The 16,419-nt window shown below is 69.9% G+C and carries 11 protein-coding genes; 8 read left to right on the top strand and 3 right to left on the bottom strand.

Annotated features, from left to right (window positions below; all coding sequences use genetic code 11):
* Positions 1-55: 55 nt before the first annotated feature.
* Complete coding sequence (locus tag EIZ45_RS11045) at positions 56-316, top strand: hypothetical protein (RefSeq protein ID WP_063697782.1); 261 nt, start codon at positions 56-58, stop codon at positions 314-316.
* Between the two features lie 100 nt (positions 317-416).
* On the opposite strand, the gene EIZ45_RS11040 is transcribed toward EIZ45_RS11045, so the two are convergent.
* Positions 417-5,753: a type I polyketide synthase gene (locus EIZ45_RS11040; RefSeq protein ID WP_240690834.1), complete on the bottom strand. Its 5,337-nt coding sequence runs from the start codon at positions 5,751-5,753 to the stop codon at positions 417-419.
* 221 nt (positions 5,754-5,974) lie between these two features.
* Here EIZ45_RS11040 and EIZ45_RS11035 point away from each other — a divergent pair, with 221 nt between their 5' ends.
* The 4 genes from EIZ45_RS11035 to EIZ45_RS11020 all read left to right on the top strand — a co-directional run bounded on the left by EIZ45_RS11035 (position 5,975) and on the right by EIZ45_RS11020 (position 10,589).
* Complete coding sequence (locus EIZ45_RS11035; protein ID WP_051172841.1) at positions 5,975-7,228, top strand: nucleotide disphospho-sugar-binding domain-containing protein; 1,254 nt, start codon at positions 5,975-5,977, stop codon at positions 7,226-7,228.
* Positions 7,229-7,573: 345 nt separating this feature from the next.
* Complete coding sequence (locus EIZ45_RS11030; RefSeq protein ID WP_043836772.1) at positions 7,574-8,257, top strand: PIG-L deacetylase family protein; 684 nt, start codon at positions 7,574-7,576, stop codon at positions 8,255-8,257.
* A gap of 64 nt (positions 8,258-8,321) precedes the next feature.
* On the top strand, positions 8,322-9,614 hold the full coding sequence (locus EIZ45_RS11025) for a nucleotide sugar dehydrogenase (RefSeq protein ID WP_134667389.1): 1,293 nt from the start codon (positions 8,322-8,324) through the stop codon (positions 9,612-9,614).
* A 15-nt stretch (positions 9,615-9,629) separates the two neighbouring features.
* Entirely contained in the window at positions 9,630-10,589 is a 960-nt protein-coding gene (locus EIZ45_RS11020; RefSeq protein ID WP_037810563.1) for an NAD(P)-dependent oxidoreductase, read from the top strand.
* Positions 10,590-10,642: 53 nt separating this feature from the next.
* Here EIZ45_RS11020 and EIZ45_RS11015 read toward each other — a convergent pair whose 3' ends face one another.
* Positions 10,643-10,843, bottom strand: coding sequence for a LuxR C-terminal-related transcriptional regulator (locus EIZ45_RS11015; RefSeq protein ID WP_134667390.1), 201 nt, complete (start codon positions 10,841-10,843; stop codon positions 10,643-10,645).
* Positions 10,840-13,428, bottom strand: a complete 2,589-nt coding sequence (locus EIZ45_RS11010; RefSeq protein WP_134667391.1) for a LuxR family transcriptional regulator — start codon at positions 13,426-13,428, stop codon at positions 10,840-10,842. Before EIZ45_RS11010 ends, EIZ45_RS11015 begins: the two co-directional genes overlap by 4 nt.
* A gap of 288 nt (positions 13,429-13,716) precedes the next feature.
* Here EIZ45_RS11010 and EIZ45_RS11005 point away from each other — a divergent pair, with 288 nt between their 5' ends.
* From EIZ45_RS11005 to EIZ45_RS46765, 3 genes are all read left to right on the top strand, one after another.
* On the top strand, positions 13,717-14,985 hold the full coding sequence (locus EIZ45_RS11005; RefSeq protein WP_134667392.1) for an HNH endonuclease signature motif containing protein: 1,269 nt from the start codon (positions 13,717-13,719) through the stop codon (positions 14,983-14,985).
* A 231-nt stretch (positions 14,986-15,216) separates the two neighbouring features.
* A complete protein-coding gene (locus EIZ45_RS11000) occupies positions 15,217-15,486 on the top strand; it encodes a hypothetical protein (protein WP_200864450.1) in 270 nt (89 codons plus the stop codon).
* Between the two features lie 431 nt (positions 15,487-15,917).
* Positions 15,918-16,406, top strand: coding sequence for a hypothetical protein (locus EIZ45_RS46765; RefSeq protein WP_240690835.1), 489 nt, complete (start codon positions 15,918-15,920; stop codon positions 16,404-16,406).
* Positions 16,407-16,419 lie beyond the last annotated feature (13 nt).

The following is a 16,419-nucleotide window of genomic DNA, read 5'->3' as shown; positions in this document are numbered from 1 at the left end:
AAACTTGGTGCAGCAAGGAAACAGACCGGACCACCGCCCCTCGGAGGCAGCCATGATGGCCATCAGACCCGCTCACGGCGTCGCCCAGCGGATGCTCCCCGACGGGCATCTCGAGCTGGTCAGCAGCAGCCGCCAGGTGGACTGCGAACCGGTCGCCGCGGCCATGTGGATCGCTCTCAAGCAGCACAACGGCGACATCGACAGCGCCAGTGCCGTCCTCGCCGAACTGTGGGAGACGGACGTCGAGGACCTCCGCTACGACATGATCGCGCTGGCCGGTTCCCTCTGCTCCCTCGGACTTCTCACCGAGGTGTGAGCACCCCCGGCCGCTCGCGGTCGTGAAGCGCTTCTCTGCCCGCCGCATGGCACGAGTCCCCGCTGCGCCATTGGCTTGGCGTCAGCGGGGACTCGCGGGGTCACACCGGTTTGGTGTCCAGTTCCTCGTCCAGGAGCGCGAAGAGGTCCTCAGCGCTGGCGTTCTCGATGTCCGCCGACTTCTCGGGAGCCGAGTATGCCGCCAGCAACGCGGTCAAGCGGCTGACCAGCTTCTCCCGGTCGTCCTCGGCCAAGGCGTTGTCCCGCAACGCGGATTCGAGAGCGGCCAACCGGGAGTCCACAATGGACGGCTGGTCCGCCAGGCCCGTTCCGAGGAGTCCTGCCACGGCGCTCGGGGACGGGTAGTCGAAGATCAGCGTCGCGGGCAGGCGCTGACCGGACAGCTCGTCCAGCCGGTTCCGCAGCTCGATCGCGGTCAGGGAATCGAAGCCGAGCTCGATGAATCCCTTGCGCGGGTCGATCGCGTCCGAGCGGTCGTGCCCGAGCACCACCGCGGCCGTGCCGCACACGAGGTCGAGCAGCGCCCGCTCCCGTTCCCCGGCGGGCAGGGCCTCGATCCGGGCCCACGAGTCGTCGGCGGCCGCGGCACGCCGCCGCGTGCCCGCGCGCACCAGGCCGCGCAGCATCGGCGGCACTCGGTCCGCGGCGGACCGCAGTCCGGCCAGGTCGAGCCGGACCGGCACCAGCGCCGGCTGCGAGGTGCCGAACGTCACGTCGAACAGCTCGAGCCCGTCGGCGAACGACAGCCCGGCCACGCCGGACCGCGCCATCCGGACCAGGTCGGTGTCGCCGAGCGCGCCCGCCATGCCGCCGGACCACAGGCCCCACGACAGCGACACCGCGGGCAACCCGCGCGCCGTCCGGCGGTGGGCCAGCGCGTCGAGGAACACGTTCCCGGCCGAGTAGTTCGCCTGCCCGGCCGAACCGAACGTGCCCGCGACGGAGGAGAACAGCACGAACGCGGCCAGGTCGAGCTCCGCGGTCAGCTCGTGCAGGTGCCAGGCCGCGTCCAGCTTCGGCCGCAGCACCGCGTCCATCCGCTCCGGGGTCAGCGCGAGCAGCACACCGTCGTCCAGGACGCCTGCCGTGTGCACGACCGCGGTCAGCGGGTGCTCGGCAGGCACGCCCGCCACCAGCGCGGCCGCCGCGGTCCGGTCGGCGAGATCGCAGGCCGCCAGCGAAACCGAAGCGCCCAGCTCCTCCAGTTCCGCCTTGAGCTCCGTCGCTCCCGGTGCCGCCTCGCCGCGACGGCTGGTGAGCAGCAGGTGACGCACGTCGTGGTCGGTCACCAGGTGCCGCGCGATCAACGCGCCCAGCGCCCCGGTGCCGCCGGTGACGAGCACAGTTCCGTCCGGGCTCAGCGACGGTGCCGAAGTCTCGGGGGCGAACTTCGCCAGCCGGTGCACCAGCACCGCCCCGTCGCGGACGGCGACACCGGGCTCACCGGCTTGGATCGCGCCGAGCACGGTGGCCAGCGGTGGTTCGCTGCCGTCGAGGTCGACCGCGGCGAACCGGTCCGGGTACTCCAGCTCGGCCGACCGGACGATGCCCCACAGCGCGGCGTGCACCAGATCGGCGACGTCTTCGTCGGGACGCGTCGCGATGGCATGGGAGGCGGCCACGACGAGCCGGGAAGCGGCCAGCGCCGGTTCGCTGACCCACGTCCGGACCAGGTCCAGCAGCCGGTGGGCGGCCTCGCGGGCCAGTTCGGGCGACGCCTCCTCGGGTGCCTCGAACGACACGGACACCACGTCCGGGGCGGCCTTTCCCGTCCCCACCGCGTCGGTCAGCGCGGCAAGGTCCACATAGGACTCTCCGCCGAGGCCGAAGGGATCCGCGCCGAGCACGGCGTGCGAAACGCCGGAAGCGGCATCGCCGTTGTAGGGCTGCCATTCCACCCGGAACAGCGAGTCGCCTGCTGCCGGACGGGCGAACGCGTCGTCGGCGATTGGCCGCAGCGCCAGCGCACCCACGGTCACGATCGGTGCCCCGGCGGGATCGGTGGCGGTGAGCGAAATGGTGTTCTCGACGTCTGCGGAGAGCAGCACGCGCAAGTTCGACGCCCCGGCGGCGTGCAGCGAAACCCCGCTCCACGCGAACGGCAGCGCTGGCTTGTCCTCGGTCAGCCCGGCCAGACCGATGGTGTGCAGCGCGGCGTCCAGCAGGGCGGGATGCAACGCGAAGGCCGAACCGTCGGTGTGCTCCGGCAACGCGACTTCGGCGGCGAGAGTGTTCCCGTCGCGCCAGACCCGGCGGAGCCCGGCGAAGACCGGCCCGTAGTCGAAGCCCTGGGCGGCGAGTTCGTCGTAGCGGCTGGTCACGTCGATCTCGACCGCACCGGCCGGGGGCCACTCCGCGGCGGCAACGGGCGTGTCCGCCGTCGGCGACACCCGCCCGCTGGCGTGGTGCGTCCACTCGCCGGTGTCCGCGGCCCGCGAGTAAATGCCCACCGCGCGACTGCCCGACTCGTCCTCCGCGCCCACCGTCACCTGGACCGGGACGGATCCGTGTTCGGGCAGGATCAGCGGGACCGCGAGCGTCAGCTCGTCGAGCCGCGCGCAGTTCACCTCGTCGCCCGCCCGCACGGCCAGTTCGACGAAAGCCGTGCCGGGGAACAGCGGAACCCCCTGCACGACGTGGTCGCCGAGCCACGGCTGCGCGCGCAGCGAAAGCTCCCCGGTGAGCACGACGCCGCCGGTGTCGGCGGTCGCCACGACCGCGCCCAGCAGCGGGTGCGCAGCGTCGACCTGCCCGACCTCGGCGACCCCGCGGACGCGGGCCCCGGTCGGGTTCTCCAGCCAGTAACGCTTGCGCTGGAAGGCATACGTCGGCAGTTCGACCGGTGCCCCGCCAGCGTAGAACGCTGAAAAGTCCACAGTGGACCCAGTGGTGAACAGCGTCGCCACGGCGGCGGCAGCCGACTCGCTTTCGGGCCGGTCCTTGCGCGCTACCGGGATGAACGTCGCCCGGTCGTCTTCGCCAAGGCACAGCTGGCCCATCGCGGTGAGCACGGCCGACGGGCCGACCTCGACGAACGTCGTGACACCGGCGTCGAGCAGCGTGCGGACGCCGTCGGCGAACCGGACCGCGTCGCGCACCTGGTTCACCCAGTACTCCGGTGACGTCAGGTCGGCGTCCGGCGAAACCGTCGAGACGATCGGGATCGCGGGCTCGGAATAGGTCAGCTTCCGGGCGACGAGAGCGAAATCGGCCAGCATCGGCTCCATCAACGCCGAGTGGAACGCGTGCGACACCTTGAGCCGCGAAGTCTTCTCGAAGTTCGATGCCACCGCGAGGACCGCGTCCTCGTCGCCGGACAGCACGACCGACGCCGGTCCGTTGACGGCGGCGATCGACACGCCCTCGGTCAGCAGCGGCACGACATCGGCCTCAGCCGCCGCGACAGCGACCATTGCCCCGCCGGAGGGAAGGGCCTGCATCAGCCGGGCCCGCGCCGTCACGAGCGTGCACGCGTCTTCGAGCGAGAGCACCCCGGCGACGTGCGCCGCGGCCAGCTCGCCAATCGAATGCCCCAGCAGGTAATCCGGAGTGACGCCCCACGATTCGAGCAGCCGGAACACCGCTACCTCGACGGCGAACAACGCCGGTTGCGTGTACCCGGTCTCGTCGGAGCCCAGCACGGTCCGCACCGGCACGTCGAGGTGCTTGTCCAGTTCGGCGGCCACCGCGTCGAAGGCCTCGGCGAACGCCGGGTAGGCCGCGGCCAGTTCCAGACCCATCCCGGCGCGCTGGGCGCCTTGGCCGGTGAACAGGAACGCCGTGCGCCCGGTACTCGCCGCGCCTTCGACGACACCCGCCGATGTGCGGCCCGCCGCGTACTCGGTCAGCGCGCGGATCGCGGCGGCCCGGTCGGCCGCGACGATCCCGGCGCGGTGCTCGTACTGGGTCCGGGTGGTCGCCAGCGAGAATCCGATGTCCACAGTGGACGATTCGGCAGCGACGGACGCGAGGTTGCCCGCCTGTGCCCGCAGGGCCTCCGCGTCGTTGGCGGACAGCAGCCAGGTCACGGGTCCATCGTCCGAAGAACGCGTCACCGGGTCGCCCTGCTCGACAATCACGTGCGCGTTGGTCCCGCTGATGCCGAACGACGAAACGCCCGCGCGACGCGGCCGCCCGGTCTCCGGCCACGGCGTCGGCTCGCGGAGAAGCGAGACGGTATCGGTCCATTCGACGTGCGGCGACGGCTCGTCGGCGTGCAGCGTGCGCGGGAGCACGCCGCGTCGCAACGCCTCCACCATCTTGATCACCCCGCCGACGCCCGCCGCGGCCTGCGTGTGGCCGACGTTCGACTTGAACGACCCGACGTGCAGCGGCCGATCAGCGGTGGCCGCCTTGCCGTAGGTAGCGATCAGCGCCTGCGCCTCGATCGGGTCGCCGAGCTTCGTGCCGGTTCCGTGTGCTTCGACAGCGTCCACATCGGACAGTTTCAGCCCAGCGTCCGCCAGTGCCGCGCGGATCACCCGCTGCTGCGCGGGCCCGTTCGGAACCGTGATGCCGCTGGATGCGCCGTCGGAGTTGACCGCGCTGCCGCGCAGCACCGCGAGGACGTGGTGGCCATTGCGGCGCGCGTCGGAAAGCCGTTCCAGCAGAAGCATTCCGGCACCTTCGGAGCAGCCGACGCCGTCCGCGCCGCTGCCGAACGCCTTGCACCGGCCGTCCGGGGAGAGGCCCTGCTGCTCGCTGAAGTAGACGAACATGTCCGGGGTCACCATCACGGTGACGCCGCCGGCGAGCGCCAGCGAGCACTCGCCGCGGCGCAGCGCCTGGGCCGCCCAGTGCAAGGCGACCAGCGACGACGAGCACGCGGTGTCGACCGACACCGACGGACCTTCGAGCCCGAGGGTGTAGGAGATGCGGCCGGAAATCAGGCTGCCGTCGCTGCTGCCCGCGCCGTAGTCGTGGTACATCACGCCGGCGAAGACGCCGGTTTTGCTGCCCCGCAACGTCGACGGCACGATCCCGGCGCGTTCCACCGCCTCCCACGCGGTCTCCAGCACCACCCGCTGCTGCGGGTCGAGGGTGCGAGCCTCGCGCGGGGAGATACCGAAGAACTCCGGCTCGAAGTCGGCGGCATCGTAAAGGAAACCGCCCTCCTTCGAATACGTCGTGCCGGGGCTTCCCGCGGGGTCGAAGATCGACTCGGTGTCCCAGCCGCGGTCCTCGGGGAACTCGCCGACCGCGTCGACACCGCCCGCGACCAGGTCCCAGAGCTGCGCGGGCGTGGCGACCCCGCCGGGGTACCGGCAGCCCATCCCGATGATCGCGATCGGCTCGTTCATCGCCGCGGCGAGCTTCTGGTTGTCCGCCTTGAGCCGTTCGTTGTCCACCATGGACTGCCGCAGCGCGGCGACGATCTGCTCGGTGGACGGTGCGGTGTTCTGCTCGTGGCCGGTCACTGGGAAGTCCCCTCGTTCGTCGGTCTCGGCACCTGCCGTCGCGGGCCGGGTCGCCCGCGCGCACCACGACCTCGCCGAAGCTATTCGCGCCTGCCCGCGAATCCCCACCCCTAACGGCCCCTAAGGCCGTAATGCCGGGTCTGCCGAGCGGCCCGCCGCGATTACCGTTTCCCCAGCAGTGTTTCCCGGACCCCGGCATCGGAGAGTGCGTTGTGCGAGTCATGTTGATGGTCTTCCCGACTAGGACGCACGTCTACAGCATGGCCCCGGTCGGGTGGGCACTGGCCGCCGCCGGGCACGAGGTGCGGTTCGTCGGCCAGCGCAATCCCCGCGAGGTCCTGCCGTTCGCCGAAACCGGCCTCGACGCGATGTGGTTCGGCGAGGACCTCGACATCGCGGAGCACCGGCGGCTCAGCGCCGGCGGCGACGACACCGCGCACAGCAAGCACCAGCTTTCCGAGAGCCGCCCGGAGCGCTACACCGAGGAGTACGTGCGCACCGTTTACGACGGCTGGGTCGACGTTTTCCGCTGGAACTCGCCGGAACCGCTGCTCAACGACCTCGTCCGGTTCGCCCGGCACTGGCAGCCGGACCTCGTCGTGTGGGACCCGCTGGTCTACACCGCGCCGATCGTCGCGCAGGCGGTCGGCGTCCCGCACCTGCGGATGATGTACGCGGCCGACCAGACCGCGCGGATCGGCGCGCAGTACCGGGACCTGCGCGCGAGCAAGCCCGAGGACACCAGCCCGGACCCGTTCGTGGAATGGATGTCGGACGCGGTGGGCCGCTACGGCGCGGACTACGACGAGAACCTGCGCTACGGCGTCAAAACCATCGACTGCCACCCGTCCTATCTCCGGTACGACGGCGTCGACGTCGACTACCTCCCGGCGCGGTTCGTGCCGTTGAACAAGCCGATGGCGCTGCCGCGCTGGGTGGTCGAACCCCCGTCGCGCCCGCGCGTCATGCTGACCCTGGGCATCTCCAACCGGCAGACGCTCGGCGAAGAGGAGACCTCGGTTTCCGCGCTGCTCGACGGCCTTGCCGACCTCGACGTCGAAGTGATCGCGACGCTCAACGCGGAGCAGCTCGCGTCGGTCGACAAGGTTCCGGACAACGTGCGCGCGGTGGACTTCGTGCCGATGTACGAGCTCCTCGCGAGCTGCTCGGCCATCGTGCACCAGGGCGGCGGCGCGACGATCGGCAACGCGGTGGTCAACGGTGTCCCTCAGCTGGTGATCCCCGGCACCACGTGGAGCGAGCGGATTTCCGCGCTCGCACAGGTGAAGCGCGGCAACGGCCTGATGATCGACCTGGAGGAGGTCACGCCGGGCTCCGTCCGAAACGGACTCCAGCGGTTGCTGGAGGAACCGTCCTTCCGCGAGTGCTCGCTCGAGGTCCGGGACGAGATGCTGGCCACGCCGACGCTCAACGACCTCGTGCCGGAACTGGAGCGGATCGCTCGAGGCCGGTGACGCAGCGGCCCCGCGTCGTCCGCACCATCGGCTTCCTCTCGCGAGCTTCCCCCTCCGCATCGTCGCGTTCGTGCTCGTGCTCGCCACGGCCTTGCTCGGCATCGCCACCACCATGCGGTGGATCGGCCCGATCCTGATCACCGCGACCTCGACGGCCCGCGGCCTGGACCACCCCTAACGCGCTTGCCGCGCCTGTCCTCCCGCGCGGCCAAGGTCCGCTTTAGACGGTCTTTAGGGGTTGTCGCAAGCACCGCCGGATGTCAAATTTTTCTTGCGTTCCAAGCCATTTCGCACGGCTCGTTTCCGCTGGGGGTTTCACCGCCCGGACAAGGACTGGGGAATCGTATGCACACGTTGACACGCAGGCTGCTGGTGGTGGGAGCCCACGGCGACGACGAAACGCTCGGCGCGGGCGGGACCATCGCCCGGCTCGCCGACGAAGGCGTCTCCATTTCGCTTTGCATTCTCACCAACGACGACGGTTCGCGTTCAGCCGCCGGCGCCGAAGTCACCAACCGCACCGACGCGATCGAACTCGCCGCCAAAACACTGGGCATCGAACGCGTGCGAGTCCACGAATTCGGCGACAACCGGCTCGACACCGTCAGCCACCTCGCGCTCAACCAGGTCGTCGAACGCGAGGTCCGCGAATTCGAGCCGGACACCATCTTCGCCACCAGCATGTGCGACCTGAGCACCGACCACGCCCTCGTCAGCCGCGCCGCGCGAGTCGCCGGCCGGCCGGGCAAGGGCCCGGTGCGCGAAGTCCGCACCTTCGAGATCCGCTCCGCCACGGACGTCGGAGAAGCCTCCGGGCTGCCGGTCACCTTCCGGCCGAACTGCTGGCAGCTTCTCGACGAAAGCCACCTCGAGCGCAAAATCGAAGCCCTGCGCGCCTACGGCAAAGAACTCGAGCCGTGGCCGAACCCGCGCAGCGAACGCGGCGTCCGCGCACTGGCCGAATACCGCGGCTCACAGGTCAGCGCCGGGCTCGCCGAAGCCTTCGAAATCGTCCGTTCCGTCCGATGACCGGTTTTCCCTCCGCTTTTCCCGCTCGCTTTTCCACTGCCCATCCAGAAACGGGTGACCAGGAATGACCAGTACTGTCGCTGAATTCGAGACCATCGCCGAACGGAACGAGCTGACGTCGGTCGCCGTGATCGGGATGGGCTACGTCGGCCTGCCGACCGCGCTCGGCCTGCACGCCGGCGGCGTCGGCGTGATCGGCATCGACCTGTCGCAGAACCGGCTCGACTCGATCCGCTCGGGCGAGGTCGACCTCATCGAAGCCGACCACCGCCGGCTCGAGAAAGCCGTGCACCAGGAGGACTTCCAGCTCACCACGGATTCCGCGCGGATGGCCGACGCCGACGCGGTGCTGGTCTGCGTCCCGACCGGGCTCGACGAGTACCTGATGCCCGACCTCGGCCCGCTGGAGGCGGCGTGCACGGCACTGGTCGCGAACGCCCGCCGCGGCCAGACGTTCATCCTCACCTCGACCAGCTACGTCGGCACCTCGAACCGGCTGCTGGTGAAACCGCTGGTGGCCAAGGGATTCACCATCGGCCGCGACCTGTTCGTGGCGTCCAGCCCCGAGCGCATCGACCCGGGCAACGTCACGCACACCCAGGCCGAAACGCCGCGCGTGCTCGGCGGCGTGACCCCGGTGTGCACGGCGATGGCGCAGCGCGTGATCAACGTGCTGACCCCGAGCGTGCACTGCGTCAGCTCGCCGGAGGCGGCCGAGATGACCAAACTGTACGAGAACACCTTCCGCGCGGTGAACATCGCGCTGGCCAACGAGTTCGCCGAGATCAGCGACGGCTTCGAGATCGACCCGATCGAGGTCATCGACGCGGCGGCGAGCAAGCCGTACGGCTTCATGGCCTTCCACCCCGGCCCCGGCGTCGGCGGCCACTGCATCCCCTGCGACCCGCACTACCTGCTGTGGCAGCTGCGCGCGACGCAGAGCAACGCGCCGTTGGTGACCCAGGCGATGCACGCCATCGCGGAGCGGCCGAAGCAGGTTGTCGACCGCGTACTGAACACACTGTCGCGCGAAGGCAAGGGCATGGCGGGTACGCGCGTGCTGGTAGTCGGCGTGACCTACAAGCCCGGCGTGCAGGACGTGCGTTCGTCGTCCGCCCTCGACATCATCGACCTGCTCGCCGCGAAGGGCGCGAAGGTCGGCTACTACGACCCGCTGGTCCCGAACGTCCGCGTGACCGGCGGTTCGCTCGACACCGTCCCCGAGCCCGACGGCGAGGACTGGGACGTCGCGCTCATCCACACCATCCAACCGGGCCACGACTACGAATGGCTCGCCGACTGCCCGACCGTCATCGACGCCACCTACCGCCTCGACCCCGCGCTCTTCACGAACTGAGAAAGGGACACTAACGTGCGTTACCTCATCACCGGAGGCGCCGGGTTCATCGGCTCCCACCTCACCGAACACCTCCTGGCCCGCGGCGACGAGGTCGTCGCGCTGGACAACCTCAGCACCGGCACCCTGGACAACCTCGCCGGCGTCGCCGGGCACCCCGGTTTCCAGTTCGTGCGCGGCTCGATCACCGACCCGAACGCGGTCGAATCGTGCATGGCGGGCATCGACGCGATCTTCCACCTCGCCGCCGCGGTCGGCGTCTTCACCATCCTCGACAAGACGATGGACAGCCTCCGCACCAACCTGCACGGCACCGAGAACATGCTCGACGCGGCGCTGCGGCACGACGTGCCGATCCTGGTCGCGTCGACGAGCGAGATCTACGGCAAGAACACCGCGGACGGCCTGCGCGAGGACGACGACCGGATCATCGGGTCGCCGCTGAAGAACCGCTGGTCCTACGCCGAGGCGAAGGCGCTGGACGAGACGTTCGCCCACCTGTACGCCGTCGAGCACGGCCTGCGCACGGTGATCGTGCGGCCGTTCAACACGGTCGGCCCGCGCCAGACCGGCCGCTACGGCATGGTGATCCCCCGCTTCGTCACCCAGGCCCTGGCGGGCGAACCGATCACCGTGTTCGGCGACGGGCAGCAGACCCGCTGCTTCTGCCACGTGCACGACGTCGTGCCCGCGCTGGCGGACCTGCTCGCCGACGATTCCGCGTACGGCAAGGTGTTCAACCTCGGCAGCAACGAGCAGACCACCATCTCCCAGCTGGCCGAGCGCGTGATCGGCGCGACCGGTTCGAGCAGCACCATCACGAAGGTGCCGTACGAGGAGGCGTACGGCGACGGGTACGAGGACATGCAGCGCCGCATCCCCGACTGCACCCGCGCGTACAACCAGATCGGCTTCGTGCCGACGCGCTCGCTGGACGACATCATCGCCGCGGTGGTCGCCGACCGCCGATCCTGACCCGTTCCCGCCCCCGGTGAAGGGCCTCTCGCGGATCTCGCGCGAGAGGCCCTTCACGCGTTCCGGAGCTTAACGTAGACGGCGGCAAGGTGGCTGGCGGCGGTGTTCGCGGACACTCCCAGTACCTCCGCGATCACCCCGACCGGCGTGCCCTGCGCGGCCAGTTCCGCGACCCGCAGCTCGACCTCGGTCAGCACTCTCGCCCCGCATTCGGTCAGGCTCTCCGGCACGCTTTCCGTCAGCTTTTCGGTCACTGTCCGGCACCGGCCAGTTCGCCCGCCAGCCCCCGCCGCCCGGCGACGCCGAGTTTCCGGTACACCCTGGTCAGGTGTTGCTCCACTGTGGACACCGTGATGTACAGCGTTTCCGCGATCTGACGGTTGGTCCGACCGTGTGCCGCGAGTTCCGCGACCCTCAGTTCGGCGTCGCTCAACGCGGTCGCCGCAGGTCCCTCCGGATCCGCGCGCGGCGGCTCCGGTCTCGACGCCACCGGACGAGGCGCAAGCGGGCGCAACGGCTGTCGAGGCACCTGCACCGGCTTCACCAGGCCTGCCGAGCGTTCCGCGCGCTGGCCGAGCTGGTTGATCGCGCGGACGGTGCGGGCCAGTTCGAGCCGGTCGCCGGATTCCTTGAACGCCTCCGCCGCCCGGTTCAGCAAACCGGACCGCGCGCCGGCGTCGCCCGCGAACGCCAGCACCCGCAGCGCCACCGCCTGCGAGAACGAGTCCGTCGTGTCCGCCAGTTGCTGTTTCGCCAGCTCGACCGCCAGGGTCGGGTTGCGCAGCCGGAGGTTCGCCTCGGCGAGGTCGGTCCGCCACGGTGCGACGGCGGGCAGGTCGAGGTCGCTTTCGCGGAGAATGCGCTGGCATTGCTGGAAATCGCTCACCGCGGAAAGCCCTCGGTTCGTGGCCAGATGGAACTGCCCGCGCGCCCGGAGGAACCGCACCCCGCCGAGCGTCGTGAACACCGATTCCGGCAGCGCGTGGCGCAACACCCCAGCCGCGGCCTTGAACGCGCCTGCCGCGGTGTGCGCGGTCAGCATCGTGGCGAGCGGATACGTGATCGCGACGCCCCAGTTCGGTTCGTCAAGCAGCGCGAGCGCTCGGCTCGCCGCCTCCGCCGCGCTGGCCGGTTCGCCGCGACGCAGCAGAAGACTCGCGCCGATCGCGTCAAGCATCGCCTTCCACGTCACCGCGCCGCGGTACTCCGCCTCCTCGGCGAGCGACGTGCACCAGCCTTCCGCGCGGTCGGCCTTGCCGTCATATGCCAGAGCGAGAATCGCGGTGGAGAGCGCTTCCAGCGAGGTGTCGGACAGTCGGCAGTTCTGGAGAATCCGTTCCGCGCACACCGAAGTCTCTTCGCTGCCACCGACCTGCCAGACCGACGCGAGCGTTTTCGCCGTGCGCATCCAGGGATCCGAGGCGTCGACCGACAACTCCGGAGCCGTGCCGTAATGCCAATGCGCGGCGAGGGTCAGCTCGGCAGCCGTCCGCGGGTGCAGCGGCTCGAGGTCGTCGCCCAGCCGGACCAGCGCGGATTCGAAGGTTTCCCGGTCGCCGAACCACAATGACTGGCGCACCACCGCGATCCGGTCGGACTGGTCGAGCGAAGCGCCTTCGCACAACGCCGCGAGATGCGGAGCGGCCGCCGCCGGGTTGACCCGCCAGGTGATCTTGGCCAGCATCTGGGAAATCATCTGCTGCTCCCACGACGCAGTAGTCGTTGATGCCGCCAGTTGCAGGCAACGGGTCGCGAAGTCGACGTCGTCGCCGAGCATCACCTGCTCCGCCGCCGCGACCAGCACCGGCAACGCCCACTCCGCCTGAGCTTCGCCCGCCGCCACGAGATGCCGCGCGACCTCCGGTGCGGGCAACCCGCGTGCGTGCTTCACCTCAGCGGCCCGGATGTGCAGCTGCACCTTCTCGGACCCGCGCAACCCGCCGACCACCGCCGCCGCGGCCGGCTGCTGCCGGAACCGCACACCGTCGACCAGCCCGGTCTCCACGAGCAACCCCGCGGACGTCTCCGCCTCGACCGGGTCCACGCCCGCGACTGTCGCGACCGCGTCCGTCGTGACGTCGGTGTCCAGCACCGCGATCGCTGTCGCCACCTCCCGCAGCGGCGAACCGTAGCGATGCAGAAGCCGTTGCACCGCATCGGAATACGCCGGTCCGTCGTCCACCGAGCTACGGCGGGCGTCGACCAAAGCGCTGACCAGCAACGGATTTCCCGCGCTCAGTCCGTGGATCCGCTCAGCTTCGCCGTGGTCCGGGACCAGCTGTGCGATCGCCTCCACGGTGAACGGCGTGAGATGCACGTACCGGTGCGGCTGCGCGGCGAAGGTCATGCCCTCGCCGGAATACCAGCCGTCCGGCTGCGTCAGCACCAGCAGCATCCCCGCCGACCGCGCCCGCCGCTGCAACCGCAGCAACAACCGCGCCGACGTCTCGTCCACGTGCTGCAGATCGTCGACCGCGATCAGGAGCGACCGCTCTCGCGCCAACCGGTGCAAGGCACTGCACAACGCGGCGATCCGGTCCTCGCCGTCCGCGGCGGCCAGTGTTTCTCGCGGCAATGCCGGGCTGGCCAGCAGTTGGTCGAGCACACCTCCGTCGACGTCGCGCTCGTCGGCCGCACCCGCCGCGGTGAGCGTGAGAACGCCCAGTTCACGGGCCCGCGCCACCACTTGGTTCTGCACTTGCGTTTTCCCGCTGGCCGGTCCTCCGCCGACCAATACCGTGTCTCCTGCCCCCGCATCGCATTCGATCAGCAAGCCCTCGAGAAGGGACACTGCTTCATTCGGCTCGGTGCGGCGGTTCTGCCCCCAGTTCACGCCCATCGCAAGCTCCTCGACCCAACGGTCATCTTCCTGCGGGTACCACGGTCGCAGCCGCCCCCTAAGCCCAGCCAACCGCGATCTAAAGTCACTCAATCAGGTGATCACGATTACCAAGCGTCGCTTTTGCTCTGGCCTCTGTTGGCCTTCGCCTGGAGGCGAGTGGCAGATTTCCGCTGCTGCGACAGGGCTTTGGCTCCGGAAAGTGATCTTGGACGCCTTGCGTCGGCAGTACGGGTTGACCACTTCGAGCTATAGCGTAATCGAACGCGCGTTCGATTGAATTGTGAGGTGAGCACGACTGCGACGCTCCCCGCCTGGCAATTGTCAGACCGGGACCTGACCACCAGACTCCTGACCACCCAACGACAGCAGAACATCGCCTACGCCGCGCAACTGGAGACGATCCGGGAACTGCACTCGCGCGGCGCCCTGCCCGAGGGCTACACCTCGACGTCGTCGTACCTGGCGACGATCCTGCACGTAACCGCGCGCGAGGCCCGCTCCCGGCTCGCCCAAGCCACCGGCACCCTCCCGCTGACCTGGAAAGCCCTGTCCGCGGGTGAAATCACCGCCCAGCACGCGGCGGTCATCGCCGAATTCCTCGCCGCCGCCCCGAGGTGGCTGACCCCCGAGGACTACACCGTCGCCGAAGACACCCTGGTGACCCTCGCGACGCAGGCCAACCCCAGCATCGTCCGCCGCGCCGCGACCCGGCTGAAGATCTACTGGGACAGCGATCCCGCCTACCCTGATGTGGACCACGACCTTGACCCGGACTCGGTTCCCGACTCGGACCCGCGGCCCGAGGAAGCCGCCCGCCCCTGGCGGGAATTCCGCTGGCAGTGGACCCAGAGCGGCCGTTTCCGCTTCAGCGGCAACGTAGACCACGAAACCGGCACCCTGATCGAACAACTGCTCGTCCCCCTGGCCGCGCCGGACCCCGCGACCGCACCCGACACCCCCGACCCCCGCACCCCGGCCGAACGCCACGGCGACGCCCTCGCCGCGATCGTCGACCTGGCCGCCCGCACCCCGGACTTGCCCGCCAAAGCCGGCGAACGAGCAGTCGCGACCGTGACGGTCGACTTGGAAACCCTGCAGGGCACCGCGAAAACGGTCGTGACAGGAGACGAATCCGTCCTGTCCGCCGCCGACCTGCGCCGAATCCTGTGCGACGCCAAGGTCTACCCCGCGGTCCTGGGCACCGAAGGCCAGGTCCTCGACCTAGGCCGCTCCGCCCGCACCGCCACGAACGCCCAGCGCCGGGCCCTGGCAATCCGCGACCGCGGCTGCACCTTCCCCGGCTGCGACCGCGGTCCAAAGTGGACCACCCCGCACCACATCGTCCACTGGGCCCACGGCGGCCCCACCGACCTGGACAACCTAGCCTCGTGCTGCGAACGCCACCACCGCCTCCTCCACCACAGCGGCTGGAAAATCGCCCTCCACGACGGCACCGTCCACTGGATCCCGCCGTCCCTCCTCGATCCGGAGCAGAAACCGCTCCGCAATACCGCCCACAACCCGCCGCCCACCCCCTTGCGAGCCACAGCATGAGCCCGCGCGCGAGGGCGATGAAGCCACCGCTCCCACCCGCCCACCAAGGCCCGGGTGCCCCTGCCGCGCCCGCACACCACAACCCTGACCCGCTGACAACCAGGGATCTACCGGGGATAAGGGTGGGTAAACCCCAGGGAAGCTTCAGGAGCACACCCCATGGTCCCGGCAGCCCCCTTCCGAGAAACTAGGTACATCAAGGAAACACCCCCTCTCAACCAGGAGGCCATCATGATGGCAATCACCACCGCCCCCGGCGTCACCCAGCGCATGCTCTCCAACGGCCACCTGGAGCTCACCTGCCGCACCTCCCACCGCCACATCGAGTGCGAGCCGGTAGCCGCTGCGATGTGGATCGCCCTGAAACAGCACAACGGCGACGTCGACCGGGCAGCAAGCACCCTCTCCGCCCTGTGGCACACGAACGAAGACGACACCCGCTACGACCTGATCGCCCTGGCCGGCTCCCTGTGCTCCCTGGGCATGGCCACCGAGTCGTAACCGGCGAGGCCTGAGCTGGCCTGGGCCGATCCGCAGCTCAGCCCTCCGACCCGAACGCCCCCTCCCGGCGCCCGGCGACTCACCGCTCGCCACTGCCGCGGTCAAGTCGGCGCGCAACTGTTCCCGCCAGCGCGACCACACCTCGGCCACCGCATCGCGCGGCCCCGGCCGGGACGACCGTCGTACTCGGTGAGCGCCGCAGTCATCAGGCAGCCGCCGGGAAGCAGCGGTTCTTCCAGACAGGCCACCGAGTTTGGCGCAGACCGCGCGCAGCCGTTCCGCGTCACCGCGCTCCTCGCGGTCGACGGATTGGGCGACCCGCAGCTGAACTGGGCAGTCGAGGCCGACGGCAACCCGTTTTCCACGGCGGCGACACAATCTTCCACGGTTCTTGGTGGCTCATCGCACGCCGGTTCAGCCCGTTCGACGCGGTGTTCATTCCCGCCAACGGCGCGGTGGTCGACGCGCCGCACCTCCAGCCGCCGAGTCCGCTGCCCGCTGCGATGGACCCGATGCAGGCCGCCGCAGCCGCGGAAATCCTCGTCGCCCAGTACGCGGTCCCGATGCATTACGAGGCGGAGCAGCCGGACAAAGTCGCGGGCTACGTCGAGGTTTCCGACCCGAAGAACGAGTTCCGCGCGCACGCCGGACGACGCGTGCACGTGTCGCCACGTCGGAGAATGGCTGGTTCTAGCGCACGCTGGCTGATGCCGAAGAACTCCGGCTCGGAATCGAGAGCCGCGCAAAGGAAACCGCCTTCGTTCGAGCGGACCATGCAGGGCAAGATAGGCCAGACCTGGCAGGTCGCCCCAAGCCAGGCAGGTCGCGCCCCGCCAGGAACGCCAGCAGCCCGTGCCGATCACCTCGATCGACACGGGCTGCCAGACAACCAGCACCAACTGGCCGCACAGAACCGTTAGCTATCCACCCCAA

The organism is Amycolatopsis sp. CFH S0740 (assembly GCF_004522315.1).
GTDB lineage: Bacteria > Actinomycetota > Actinomycetes > Mycobacteriales > Pseudonocardiaceae > Amycolatopsis > Amycolatopsis nivea.
The sequence above is the reverse complement of the archived record's forward strand: the minus strand, read 5'-3'. Positions and strand labels throughout refer to the sequence as shown.

Bases quoted from the DNA above. Each gene is read 5' to 3' on its own strand.
- EIZ45_RS11045 (WP_063697782.1), top strand. From the start codon at position 56: ATGGCCATCAGACCCGCTCACGGCGTCGCCCAGCGGATGCTCCCCGAC.
- EIZ45_RS11035 (WP_051172841.1), top strand. From the start codon at position 5,975: ATGTTGATGGTCTTCCCGACTAGGACGCACGTCTACAGCATGGCCCCG.
- EIZ45_RS11030 (WP_043836772.1), top strand. From the start codon at position 7,574: ATGCACACGTTGACACGCAGGCTGCTGGTGGTGGGAGCCCACGGCGAC.
- EIZ45_RS11025 (WP_134667389.1), top strand. From the start codon at position 8,322: ATGACCAGTACTGTCGCTGAATTCGAGACCATCGCCGAACGGAACGAG.
- EIZ45_RS11010 (WP_134667391.1), bottom strand. From the start codon at position 13,428: ATGGGCGTGAACTGGGGGCAGAACCGCCGCACCGAGCCGAATGAAGCA.
- EIZ45_RS11000 (WP_200864450.1), top strand. From the start codon at position 15,217: ATGATGGCAATCACCACCGCCCCCGGCGTCACCCAGCGCATGCTCTCC.